Below are 13,552 nucleotides of genomic sequence, written 5' to 3' on the forward strand. Positions count from 1 at the left end.
TTGTCGTTAGTATATAGCCAAAATAAATATGATTGTAGGATACAAAGTTCAGATCAAATTCGAGACGTACTGTACCGGAAAAACAGAGCGGTTTATCAGTGCCGATTTCAAAAGCAGTTCTTTTTTCAGCAACAGCCTCATGTCCATTAAACGCCAGCCCATAGGATAAATAAGATTGTGCCTGTCCTATGGTTTTTAAAATGAGTAACAAAAATAGAGTAAGGAGGGATCGATACATACTTAAGCAAAAAAACAATATTAAGTTGTATTGCGCAATCCCACACGTATTTTTTTATTACTCGGATCAATAGACAACAAGTACTGCCCCCTTCTCCTGTACAGGATGCCCCAGGATGTCAATTCCCTGTATCATCCACACATAAGCACCCGCGTCAACCTTCTTACCACGATAGGTTCCATCCCATCCGGCCTCAATATTTTTGGTAGTGAACACCACATTCCCCCAGCGGTCCATTACGCTAAAGTTATTGTAAGCCGCTACACCATATCCTTTAGGTTTGAATATATCATTGCGGCCATCCCCATTGGGCGAAAAGGCTGTCGGCGCCACTACTTTAATGCCATCTATCACATGTACCTGGATCGTGGTAGTCGGACTTATACAATCTCCAAACTGATAAGTCATTCCGAAAGTTGTAGTTTCGGTAATACCCGGAATCCTGAACAAACCTGTATCATTGCTTGCTGACCATTCCGTACCAGGCTTGAATAATGTATAGATACCGACACGTTTATCATTCACTTTGATCTCTGCAGTCATTCCTTTTAAGATAGTCACATCCTTAGCTGCCGGAGCCAGCAGGAGGATATCTACCATCAGTACAGGGAAAGGAGCACTATACACAATACACCCGTAACCATCAGTTACCTGCAGTGTATAACTTCCACCGGGCAGGCCGTCTGCACGCAGAAAAGCCGAAACAACCGTACTATCCTCATTCAGCCAGGCGTATGATATCGGCTGTTTTCCGGCCACACTGATACCCGTTATCATGCCGGAAGTAGTATTACACACGTCATCTATTACATAGGCAGATTTAGTATCTATTACAGGCAAATCGGGTGTTTTCAGGGTGACGGTCGTTACCAGCTGTTCACATTGTTCAGTATCTGTGATATACACCTTGTAAGTGCCATCGCCAACATTTACCAGATCTCTGTTCTGGCCGACCAGGGCTCCGCTGTCATCAAACCACTTATAGCTGGCAGGCGTTCCTCCTACAACCACCAGCCCTGTTACGCTACCATTCTTCAGGTTGCAGACAGGGTTCTGTGTATTGATCTGCGTAACGTTCATAGGTGAAGGCTTGTGTTTCGGAACGGTGAAATCAGCCATTGCGCTACATCCTATGGTATTTCTGATCTGTAAGGTATATGTACCGGCGGGCATATTGGTCAGGTCGAGACTATTTCCAACAGTCACTCCGTTCTGATCCATCCAGCGTACAGTCTCCGCATTAGTGGCCTGCAAACCGGTCACTCCGCCATCATCCGCAGCACAGGACGCATCTTTTATCACGACGCGGCTCTGATCGATAGTGATCAAACCTGGGGCTGTGATGGTAAAAGGAGCAGAAGGCAGGGCCGGACAGGAAGATTCGTCTGTGAATGACAATACATACACACCTGCCGGCATATTGAGCAGATCAGGAGTAGTGCCTACTACCTGCTGACTGGCATCTTTCCAGGTATATGTGATAACACCGGTACCCGTCACTTTCAATCCTGTGACACTACCGGTCGGCTGACTGCATATAGCATTTTTCACTATAGCACCAGTGGCGTCCAGTACCGGAGCGACAACACCTTTGACCACAAAAGGACCACCTGTAGCCGTACATCCGTTAACAGTATCAGTGATGGTCAGTGTATAGCTATCCGGCGCCAGGTTGCTAAGAGTCGGACCTGTTCCAACCACAGCATTTGCAGCATTGCGCCATTGATATTTCAGGTTGATACCCTTGATCTGCAAACCGTTGATGCTACCGTTATTAGCACCACAGGTAGCCGGTGTTATAATCACCGTACCTGTCGTTATTGCTGGTGTTTCATCTTTTACTTCATAAAAAGCAGAATAGACGATACACTCAGGCTTGTTACATCCTCCTCCATACATCACCAGCCTGTATTGACCTGCCGGTACATTATTCAGTGAGGTATCCGTTCCAACAGTATTGCCAGCCCCATCTTCCCAGTGGAAAGGCGTCGCATTATAGAGTAATTTATTAGGAATGCTACCAGTGCTTTTACCACAGGCAGTATGCACAATACCGCGTTCGAGTTCAATATGATCGCTCCATACAGGATTGCTATAATCCGAGGTGGCCCCCGCTGCGTCCGTTGCAGATATGATGACGCCGTCCCTGCCTTTCAGGGCATAAGTCCACTTACCATCTGCTCCTGCGAAGAATGTCTCAATATAGTTCCTGCCATCGCATTTCAATGAGCCACTGCATCTGTAGGGAGTGAAAACCTCCATCTTTGCATTGGGTGTAGCTGTTCCGCTTAATGTAGACGCAGTACAGGCAATGACATGCACAAACGGCATTGGTCTGCCGTCAGACGGGTTCCAGTTTCCCAGCTGAATACTGTTTGCCGGATATCGATTAATGGAAGTGACATTATTACAGAACATTTCATTCTGTGATACGGTTACGCGATAAGCATTAATAACGTTAACAGGTGCATCATAACATCCCGCAATGATATTTTTGTCAGCCAGCGAACCTCCTATAATACCCTGATTACAGTCTGTGATCAGTATCCCAGAAGAACGCTGTCCCAGTACATTCTGGCCGGTAACCTCTGTCCCTATTTTATTCCTTACGATCCTGAAAGTAGCATTCTGCAAACCCAATATGCCAATACCACGATCACTGACACCGGCCACCTGGTTATCGCTGATCATTACAGTGCCGGTGGTAGTACCATATATACCCAACATCTCGTCCCTGACACTGAAGTTCATTACACCGGTGCCATTGACATCTGTACCAATTTTATTAAAAGAGGCCACTACATTCCCCGCATCGGTTCGTAAGGATACCCCATAATAGTTGCCCATGATCACGTTTCCCAGGGCCGCACTGTTACCCCCCAGTGTAACCCCATTCAGATGCGTAAGCAGAATGGGCTGATAACTGGATAACTGGGCGGTGGTAGTTACACCATCCTCTTCAAAACCAATGATATTGCTTTGTATTACCAGGTTGCTGATAGTCTTAGGGTCGAAGTTGCCTGAATCACCGTAAATGCAATACTTGTAGCCATTAATGATATTTCCTTTGCCGGGGCTACCAATGATAATATCAGAACAGGCTCCCCTCAGTTCAATACCATGCCCTTCTATATTGCTATTCAATGTGTTCTTGATAGCCAGACCGTATATTTCTACCTGTTGTGCATTGTCTGCCATCAACGCATAATATGTTGCAGGTGCCCCTGTTACCTGCCGGTACAGGATTACCCTGGCTCCACTGGCGCCCAATAAAGGAGCAGCCTGTGTAGAGGCGTCAACAGCGATATTGCCTCTTAGTCCTGGCAGATCGGTGAGCAATGTAATAGTCACATCAGCTGGCTGAGTACCGGGAAGATTAAAATAGATATAGTCTTTCGTAGCAGTACCGTTACTGTTAGCTTTAGTGATTGCATCTCTTAAAGTTCCTGGTCCGCTGTCCGCATTGGAAGTGACGATGAAATTGGCGGCCATGGTTGGAGTAAGCACACAAAAACAAGATATGGCGACGAGCAGGAGTAATACACCTGTTGTAGGTTTCATGTTAATCGATATTCGGGATATATAGGTAGCATCTTTTATCTACCGGGTCGAAAAATACATATATTTATTAAGAATATAATATAGAAAGCGGGTTCTACAGATAAAATAACATTAAATGGCCTGTAATAGGCCCAAAACATCGATTCTAGTAGCACAAAAGTGTTACTAGCTACTACCTTTTAGATGCAGAAAGCGGACATACGCCATGTCCGTATGTCCGCTTCCCGGTATACAATTATTTGCTTACAGGGGCCTGAAACACCCATATTCATTTTCGTAGTGGGAAAGATCACATTCCAGCGACTTGCGGTCCCAATGACCCGTATTTGCCGCGGCATCATAAGTTGACTGTAAAAAGGCCAGCAGTTCTCTTTCCGGGTCCTTTGCCTGCTGAACAATATCGTAGTGCAGGAAGAATTCGCCCATTTCCTTGCTGTAAAACGCACCCTCCGGCATAACAGGTTGTTCTCCAAACGCCTCATTAACAGGGTAACAATAAGAGTAAAAGACCACATGCGGATATTGTTCATTTCCCGGCCAGAAGCCGCAGGAGCTTACTTCTTTGGAATAAGCCTCCTTCATTACATCGGCAGGCATGTTAGGCGCCTGTCCTGTGTGTGGTGGTGCATCCCTTCCTGAAAAGCGGGTAACAACCAGGTCTAATGCGCCCCAGAATAAATGTACGGGACTGCATTTGCCTGTAAAGCGCGATCTGAAACGTGTAAATACATTATGGATCCTGACAAGTGCCTGCCAGTAATCTTCCATCCTTTGCCGGTCGTACGTACGTGGCGCATGATCCTCCTCAAAAGGAACTGCATTCTCCATTTCACTGGGCGTTGTATAGATGGTAACGTCTACGCCTGATGTATTTAGTTTATCAAACACCTCCTTATAAAAATCAGCGATCGTCCGGGACTTCAATTCCACCGTTTCTCTTTTACCAGTACTGGTAATAATGATTAACTGATGAAGATGGAAATCAAAGTCTACCTGGAAAACACCATGCTCATAAGGCATGCTGCCCGTGCTCAGGCCGTAAGGTGTAACATACAAGGTAACATGCCAGGAATGGTTTAACCAGGGCATCTTCCTCAGACGGATCTTCCCTACTATCTGCGTCCACAGATGAACCGCGGCCAATGTATCTTTAAGATCATCATAATTTAACACTGGCCATGTGTCTTGCTTCAGGGTATTTTGCATAACGAACTATTGAAGAATGAAGAGAGTATCTTTTTATAGTAATTTAAAGAAATAATCCCTTCCACATCCCTCCCTCGAAGAAGTAGTTTTATTTCAACGTATAGCAAATAATAATCAATTTTCCTTATATCATTTTCTTTGTACATTTGTTTCGAACAATGAGCACTAAATAAACCAAAGCAACTTCAGGGCCCTTCACAAACAGTGAACATTTAAATCAAGTCAACATTAAAGAAAAACCAAGTATCCATGAAAACCAATTACCTACGCAACTTAGGGATAACTGTTGTAATGACATTTATTTTCGCAGGTTGTAAGAAAAACGAAACAACAGACACGGGCATCGCAAATACGGATACTGTCAGCGCGGCAGCCGAAGTAGCTACCGCCACCACAACATGCTCTGCACCGGCATGGGCATCTATGAATGGAGGCACTACAGGTGGAGACACGGCAAAACCTACCGTCGTTTCTACATATGATGCATTAAAAGCTGCTATTCAGAATACCAGCATTAAAGTAATACAGGTAGACGGTACCATTACTATCCCATCAGGAGGCAGGATCTCCTTCCAGGACCAGACAGGCAAGACTATCTTCGGTAGTCCGGGCGCTACTTTAGCTTCGACCGACCAGACTAAAGATAAATCAGGCATCATCTACGTGAAGAGATGTAAGAACATCATTATCCGGAACCTGATCTTTGATGGTCCGGGTGCATATGATACTGATGGCTGGGATAACGCCACACTGGATGCGTGTACGAATGTATGGGTAGACCATTGTGAATTCAGAGACGGCTTAGATGGCAACTTTGACATTAAGAACACCTCTGACTACGTTACTGTTTCCAATTGTAAATTCACTTACTTAAAGGCACCTAAGGCAGGCGGTCCTGGTGGTTCTGACGACCACCGGTTTTCTGACCTGATTGGTTCAAGCGATGGTGCTACCGCAGACAGAGGCCATTTCCGCATCACATTTGTAAGATGCTGGTGGGCACAAGGTTGTGTAGCAAGAATGCCACGCGTACGTTTTGGCCAGGTACATATTGTCAACAACTACTTCAGCAGCACTGTAAGCAAGAGTTGCATACAGGCTGGGTTCGAAGCAAACCTGTTGGTAGAGTCTAACATCTTTGAGAACGTTAAAAATCCGATCGACTTGATGGATAAGAACTCTACAGCCGTACAAACGAGAAGCAATGTGTTTACAAACACTTCTGGTACCAACGCGGGTAATGGCATTCAGGCATTTGTACCGCCTTACAGCATTACTGTGCTCGATACCGCTAATGTAAAATCAACTATAACAGGAACAGATGGCGCCGGGGCTACTTTAGCAGGCAATAGCTGCTCGTCTTTATAGTTAAAGAAGGGCCCTGAATATTAAAGGTTGTATCGATGGATACAACCTTTAATATTTTATGTTGAATAGCGCCGGTTTCGGGCTTTTCATTTACGCTAGGTAGCGCCGGTTTCAGCATGGAATGTCAGTCGGCGCTGACTATTCCACTACTAACTTCTTTGTTTCGATTTGCACATTGGAAATAGTCTTAACTAAGTAAACACCCGGAGTAAGGTTACCTGTAGCTACAGGTATACGCTGTTCTCCCGCCGGAATATGCTGTCTCAAAATCTTTACGAGCGTTCCGTTTGAATGATAGATCTCTATCACAGCATCTGCGGCAGCAGGCAATTGATAATGCAGTGTCACCTGTTCTCTCGCAGGGTTCGGATAGATCTTCAGACCGGCCTTTGCCACTTTATTTTCCACCTGCTGTACCTGTGTTGGTGCTAATCTGGCTGCAGATGTAGTGCCCCATCTGAATGTCTCCCATCCGCCAATGGCAGTACGGTTACAGTTCATCGGTTTCGTAGCATTCTCAGAACAGATATACAGACCTTTCAGACTCTGGAATGCCACCGTATTGCTGCTCAGCGCGATCCATTTAAATCTTGTAGTGCTATCAAGGGTAGTGCCTGTGCAGTACATAGGACTGGTTGCAGTTACATACAGTCCGTTATTCCCTTTGAGGGCGATCGTACTGTTTCCTCCGTCCACTACTACAAATTTCTCCCATGGGCCTAAGCCGGTACGGTTACAGTTCATGGCCTGTGTGCCGTTTTCTGAACATACCAGCAGTGTATCATTGTACAGGTAAATAGTACTGCCGATTGGCGCTGGTGACGGCGGATTAGTGATAGTGGTATCTTTTGCATCTTCAATGATGATATCATCAAAGTAGGCTGTAAAGTTGCCGCTCAGCGCCGGATTATCATACGCGATGCTGATACCGGTGATCTCATCTCCTATCAGTTCTCCCTTACCGATCTGGCAGGAAAACTGTTCCCAGTTGCCTACAGTACCACGACCTACATTCGGATGCATGGCATTACCGTTGTTATCCTTGTAGGCAGTCAGGTTACGTAGTACCTTGCCTGATTTGAATGTCAGGTCTACAGAAGTATACCTGCCGGAATTGTTCACCGTATATTTCCAGAAACTCAACTGCATATTGGCTTTCACCGCAATCTTTGTTTCAGATATCTTATAGTAATAGGAAGAAGCTCCTGCAGCCGTACCATTGATTTTGACAGTGTATACGCCACTCTTTGAAAATGCGGCTGCATTGTCGATTGTTACAGTTGTATTGCTTACACCAGCAGACGATAAAACTGCATTCTTATAGAAGCAGGCATCAATCGGGGAAACGATATTCTGTGGCACATCGTTGATGAGACAATTTGCTACCCTGCTTTCAAAACTGTTCCTGTAGTAAATTGGTCCCAGGGAATAAGGGATCGGTATTTCTGCCGGTGTCTCTGCACTTGTCAGCAAGCGGGCTGCCTGTCCGGCGAGACGCAGGTAATAGTCAGACGAGGTCCAGATACCATCCATAGAGAGTGTACCGAAATACTGATCTGTCGGTATATCAAAATAATCCACCGCGGAGCTGATGATATTGGTAGATTCTTCAAACTCATCGAGCATAGCGTAGTACATCGACTTCACTCCAATACTCTTGATATTACGCGCCTGCTTCCAGAGGAACTTACCCCCCAGTCTTCGGGTATCATTCGGATAACCAGATACGTGCTGCGACCAGGCGCTTCCCGGGAATATCACAGGATAGAATCCCATGCCGTTCTGATCACAATACTGTTTGTCAGGGATCAGGTATTGTGTCCTGAAATTATCGGCTCCTGTGGTATCGCTGTATACGCCCACTGTCCAGGGAGAGATCATGTTATATGCCTTATAAACATCTTCAAAATCAGGACGGGAACCGGCATCTCTCAACCGCCAATCTCTCGGTACACCCGCAATTACATAACAACCACGGTCTTTAAAGAACTTCGCCAGTTCAAGCGCCTGGGCTTTATCTACGAGGATAGTTGAATATCCTAATCCCCAGAGTTCTACGACTGGCTTGCCATTTACGGTTGCATAAGCACCCGATTTAGTCAGTTCATAGATCTGCTCCATCTGGTACACCCAGTCGCGTTTAATGCCTTCCACCAGGTCGATCGAATTCACCTCGCCATTGTTCTGATCTGGCATACAGTACATCACATAGAATAACCTGCCATTGGCTTCGCAGGCATTCTTGATATGGACATAATAATCATCCGTAGAAGTATATTTTATATTCCTTCCAACAGGTGCATTGCGTTGAATAGCCACACCATCAAAACCAGTTCTTTTCAGCAACGCCATCTGCACATCTATTACACCTTTATCGGTAGAATTATACAGTTTGGCGGGCTTGCCATTTCCAAGGTTCGCGAAGTTGGTAGCATACATCGGTACATTCGGATTATTCTCATAATCTGCCAGCAAAGGGAATGTTTCTGTGTTGTGATTACCTCTTCCGGCAGCAGGTACTTTATCGTATGCCCAGTGGCTCCAGTCCTCCGCCTTAGGGCCTGCTTCATGCCATAACTGGTAGCCTGCGAAAGATTTACCAACGAATTCAGAAGCAGGGTTATTAGGTCTGGCTGGAACAGGCTGCGCATCGGGATTCAATGAGCCAACATAAAACGTGATATCTTTTACGTAGGTATCTTCAGAACCATAGCCCAGACGAATATCTCCACCGTAACCCATGCTGCCGTCCAAACCGGCATCTTCCAGGAATACCAGGCGGGTCACCCATTTCCCGGTATTGGACTTTTTAAAGTCAGCACCGCCCCAGCCGGAACCTGAACGGGTGTAGTTCAGCCACACGAAGTTCATGCTGTTATCATAGTAGGTAATAGACATGATGACTTTTTTAGCTGTAGTAGGGACAGCGGCCCTGTCGCAACGTACATACATAAACTTACCCGCAGGGATCTTTCTGCATGGCACACCATCCACCGTGGCTACTTCCGTGTAGCCTTCACCGCTCTGGTTATTTTCAACACCATAGGATAGGCTGCCGGATTGGACGGGATTGGTGAATTTGATCCAGGCAGATACCGGTGGCAGGACAATATCACCTGCCTTAAGGAAGCATGCGCATAGCAGGCATGCAAATAGTAATAGAGAGTGTTTCATATATAGTATTTAAGTGGGAAAAGATGCTTAGACGTTGATGGGTTTTCTACAGATGATACTGTATATCAACAGGTATGGAATCAGGTGATGGGTTTACAAGGTGTAAAAGAATATGGTTTCGGGGTAAAGATACAAAACCTCCTAAAACAGCAACGTGATTAATCTGGGAATAACGACTGGGCCATTGTCAATTAAAAATACAGGATCCTGGTTGCCATTATGTTATTTCCAAAAAAAAGCCGATATTATGGTAGAACTACCTCTACCTTGAAACAAGTACAAAATAACAAGAGCAATTCTCAGGAATCTCCATCGGCATCAATCCAGACAGGAAACGGCGGTAAGGCCATTCCCGCCGTGCCTGTATTACAGTGGAAAAACGAAGCAGGCGGATCTGCAGACCACACTAACTTTGCTCATCAAGTTGGTCCATTTCAATTAAAAAATGATTCTGCCCTATCAGTCCAAAATAGAGTTGCTAACTCAGACAAAACTGCTCCGCTACAGGCCATCGCCTTCGCACAGAGGCCGGATATTCCCGTTGGTGAAGGACAAGAAAAACATTTACAGCACGAGGCATGGCATGTTGTTCAACAGCAACAAGGCAGGGTAAAACCGACTGCGCAAATGAAAGGCAGTTTAAATGTAAACAATACAAACATTTCCCCTATTCAGCGTAAAGTTCAGGCTGTCCAGGTTACATGGGACGTAACACATCTTGTTTATGAAGTTGACGGAAGCCTGTTCGGCGGGGACGATTTCGCGGAGAATGAAGGACAGGAATTGACTGCCGGAACGAAGTTATTAATTGATGATGCCTCTACCTTTATTTCGCGAAGAGGATCAAATCAGGAAGATCGGGGCAAAAGAGCAACTGAAAAAAACGACCTGCCATCCGTAACCTGGTACCAGGTTATGCAATTACCCAATGGCTTAGATATTAGTAGCCGGAATCTATATATACGCAAAGGGACTTTCATGACAGACAATACTAACGTGCCCGGGCAACTATGCAGAGAGGATAAATACTGGCTCGAAAAATTTGCCAGTGAAGCCAGAGGTTTAGGGGAAACTACAAGCGACCTTTGGCGCGATCGCACAAACGTCTGCACCCACGATCGCGAGTCAACACATACGACGATACGGCACATGTTTTCGCTGAAATCACTAGGTGAAATGATTGTTCAAAATGCCGGCATATTCCGGGTTTTCTCTGATAGGTCAATCAGCCCGGCTGCTGCAAGTGATCTTATCGCAAAATACGCGCTAATATTGTCAGCTAATCCGAGATATATTGGAACAATCGTTCACGGACTGCGAGATATTGTATGGGGGTCATTGCAAAATATGGCGGATTACCTGGCAATCCCCTATAACACTTTAGTTTCAACCTTTGAACAAATGGACTCTGTTGAAAAACAGCGGGGAATGTTTCGGGCTTTGGCCCAGTCCGAGCAGAACATCGAAAAATATACTACACTTCTTACGGGTAGATTAATGCTGGAAATGGTACGCGGGGGAGGGATTGTGGAAGAACTGAAAGCAATGCTTTTGGGTCACCCTACGGCAAAATATTCTTTAGAACTGCTGATAGATGGTATTGCAGGCGACTTTTATACACAATACGTGAAACTTGTAAATGCTGAGGACGAGTCAATGAAAAAGTCCCTATTCAACACATGGTTATCCGGCAGAGGATTTACATTGGATGCATTTGTAACAGCCCTTAGTTCCCAATTTGAAACAGTTGATCGGTCAGTGGTAGCAAGCAGATGGAAGGCATTTATAAAAAAAGGGTTTGAACTGTATGAATCCGATAGTGATACTGAATCATAAACTATATCCTAATTAGTTCTATCTGCATCCATATGTAGTCCTGGCTGTTCACATTTAATACGCCCTTAGAATCTACAGATACAGCGGTATATTTGTAACAGCGGGTAATTGTACCGGGCAAAAAAAGCCGGAGTTGAATCCGGCTTTTACATTTTACAATCTTATTTTCTCAAACTCGTCGCTCAGTATTCCCTCCTCTTTCAGTTTCAGCTTCTCAATCTTCGCAACAAGGTCGTAGTGCCAGGAGAAGAAATACGGTGCATTGATCTCTCTGTATGACATTATTCTTACTACTTCATCATCTTCTGCCCAGGCAGACGCAACATACCTGATGGTTTCTTTGCCAACCGTTTTCTGAAAATCAGACAGGCCGATATAATCAACGGTAGTATTACCGGTCACATAAATGGCGAAGAGACAATCCCCTGAATATTCATGTTGCCGCGTACGACTATAAGCTGCTGGATCATCAGATCGCCGTCAATGTTCAGGTCACCATCATAATATTGTATGCTCATACAGTCTTCGAAATACTCACGCTCACTTTCATAATCTAATGCGTAGTCGCTGTCTTCATCATCCCAGTAGTCAAATAGCTGGTCCACTCCCAGCAACTCAAGCGCTCCGTCATAAGATATTTCTGCCTGCTAAGGTCTAAGAATAATGCTGCCAGTAGTCTTGCGCGACTCCATGTCAGCATGTGCGACAGCAGCATCGGCTAAGGAATAGACCGAAGGCTGTTGTACGTCAAATATGCCTTTTTCAACCTGTTCGAATACTTCTTTTAATGCCTCGCCTTTCTTATTTTGATAGCCAGTATAGTTATTGAGTTGAGCTGATACATACCGGATGTTTTTCTCAGCAAGCGGCAGGGATTCTACCTGTGGCCAACCAGATGCACCGCCATAAGATACAAAGGCGCCACCTGTTTTGATCAGCTCCATGGATTTGTCGAAAATGTCTTTGCCAACACTGTCATATATTACATCCACACCGGAACCGCCTGTGATAGCATTCACACGTTCAATAAGACTTTCATTTTGTAAATCAATTACATGCTCAAAACCCCGCTCTTCTGCCAGCTGTTTTTTAGCCGGGCTTCCTACCGTGCCAATAACAATAGCCCCCAGCGATTTAACCCATGCACTTAACAAGGTGCCTACACCTCCTGTCATTGCAGAAATAAGTACGTATTGCCCGGCTTTAACCTTATAACTATCCCTGATCAACATTTTGGCTGTAAGTCCTTTTACCATAACTGCAGCTGCTACATCAAAGGTGATGGTATCAGGCAATCTGAAGATATCATCGACACTGATCACTCTTCTTTGCGCATAAGCTCCCGTGGTGGCATAATAGGCTACCCGATCCCCTACAGCGAATTCCGTTACGCCCTCACCGATAGCGGTTACTACACCAGCGGCTTCCAGACCAATTGGCGCAGGATATGCCGGCAGTGGGAATCTCCCACTTCTGAAGAAAATATCCAGGAAGTTTACAGCAATAGCTTTTTGTTCGATTAAAACTTCATTGGATCCCGGGGCTGGCAAATCAATCGTTTCATATTTAAGAACTGCTGGTCCTCCAGGTTGTTCAATAAGAACAACGCCGCTTCTTGTTAAAATGCTCATTTATTACGATTTTTAATTCCCTGCAAATTTACCTGCGTTCCTATCCATGGTGGATGCCAGGCTACTTTAGGGAAGTAGTTCCCTGCAGGGAAGTGCTTTCCCCCAAAGGAAGTAGTTATCTTTGTGCAATGGGAACATCAAGGCTTACTGAAGAAACATTATCCAAAGCATGCATACAGCATTTTAAAGCCATTGAAGATACACAGTACATATTGAGTGGAAAATGGCGGGTATTGATCATTTCAATGCTGGCATTCAGGACAATGCGCTATCTGGAATTACAACGCTTCCTGAGTGGTATTGGCACTAAGATGCTGTCTAAGGAACTGCAACATCTGGAAATAAATGGGTTGGTCAATCGTACTGTCCGAAATACGAAGCCTGTTACGGTGGAATATGAGCTTACATCATATGGAAAATCGCTGAAGCCATTATTGGACGAGATGGCACGCTGGGGCCAGGAACATAAAAAACGCATTGTAAAGGAAGTGAGCGGGAAATAAGCGCTGGCAGGATTAAACAGGACCTCCTTCATCCC

At 45.1% G+C, this 13,552-nt stretch carries 9 protein-coding genes; 3 read left to right on the top strand and 6 right to left on the bottom strand.

Annotated features, from left to right (window positions below; translation table 11 throughout):
• Window positions 1-304: 304 nt before the first annotated feature.
• A complete protein-coding gene (locus BLR32_RS07565; protein ID WP_089830253.1) occupies window positions 305-3,799 on the bottom strand; it encodes a T9SS type B sorting domain-containing protein in 3,495 nt (1,164 codons plus the stop codon).
• Between the two features lie 243 nt (window positions 3,800-4,042).
• Entirely contained in the window at window positions 4,043-5,005 is a 963-nt protein-coding gene (locus BLR32_RS07570; protein ID WP_089830256.1) for a DUF5996 family protein, read from the bottom strand.
• A 249-nt stretch (window positions 5,006-5,254) separates the two neighbouring features.
• Between BLR32_RS07570 and BLR32_RS07575 the strand changes: the two genes are divergently transcribed.
• The gene (locus BLR32_RS07575; RefSeq protein ID WP_218124158.1) at window positions 5,255-6,373 is read left to right on the top strand and encodes a pectate lyase family protein; all 1,119 of its coding nucleotides are present in this window, start codon (window positions 5,255-5,257) and stop codon (window positions 6,371-6,373) included.
• Window positions 6,374-6,511: 138 nt separating this feature from the next.
• On the opposite strand, the gene BLR32_RS07580 is transcribed toward BLR32_RS07575, so the two are convergent.
• A complete protein-coding gene (locus BLR32_RS07580) occupies window positions 6,512-9,547 on the bottom strand; it encodes a T9SS type A sorting domain-containing protein (RefSeq protein WP_089830260.1) in 3,036 nt (1,011 codons plus the stop codon).
• A gap of 267 nt (window positions 9,548-9,814) precedes the next feature.
• Between BLR32_RS07580 and BLR32_RS07585 the strand changes: the two genes are divergently transcribed.
• Window positions 9,815-11,383 carry a hypothetical protein gene (locus tag BLR32_RS07585; RefSeq protein ID WP_143011386.1) on the top strand — a complete coding sequence of 523 codons (1,569 nt, stop codon included), beginning with the start codon at window positions 9,815-9,817 and terminating at the stop codon, window positions 11,381-11,383.
• Window positions 11,384-11,536: 153 nt separating this feature from the next.
• Here the strand turns inward: BLR32_RS07585 and BLR32_RS07590 are convergent, their stop codons facing one another.
• Genes BLR32_RS07590 through BLR32_RS07600 form a run of 3 tightly spaced genes read right to left on the bottom strand, consistent with a single transcriptional unit; the run spans window position 11,537 to window position 13,014 of the window.
• Window positions 11,537-11,785 (bottom strand): hypothetical protein, encoded by a 249-nt coding sequence (locus BLR32_RS07590; RefSeq protein ID WP_089830263.1) that lies wholly within the window; start codon window positions 11,783-11,785, stop codon window positions 11,537-11,539.
• Window positions 11,782-11,988, bottom strand: a complete 207-nt coding sequence (locus tag BLR32_RS07595; RefSeq protein WP_143011387.1) for a hypothetical protein — start codon at window positions 11,986-11,988, stop codon at window positions 11,782-11,784. The genes BLR32_RS07590 and BLR32_RS07595 overlap by 4 nt, the downstream gene beginning before the upstream one ends.
• Before the next feature lie 42 nt (window positions 11,989-12,030).
• Window positions 12,031-13,014 (bottom strand): quinone oxidoreductase family protein, encoded by a 984-nt coding sequence (locus tag BLR32_RS07600; RefSeq protein WP_089830267.1) that lies wholly within the window; start codon window positions 13,012-13,014, stop codon window positions 12,031-12,033.
• A 53-nt stretch (window positions 13,015-13,067) separates the two neighbouring features.
• Between BLR32_RS07600 and BLR32_RS07605 the strand changes: the two genes are divergently transcribed.
• Window positions 13,068-13,517, top strand: a complete 450-nt coding sequence (locus BLR32_RS07605; RefSeq protein ID WP_245705377.1) for a winged helix-turn-helix transcriptional regulator — start codon at window positions 13,068-13,070, stop codon at window positions 13,515-13,517.
• The last annotated feature ends 35 nt before the right edge of the window (window positions 13,518-13,552 follow it).

This window comes from Chitinophaga filiformis (genome assembly GCF_900102545.1).
Lineage (GTDB): Bacteria > Bacteroidota > Bacteroidia > Chitinophagales > Chitinophagaceae > Chitinophaga > Chitinophaga filiformis.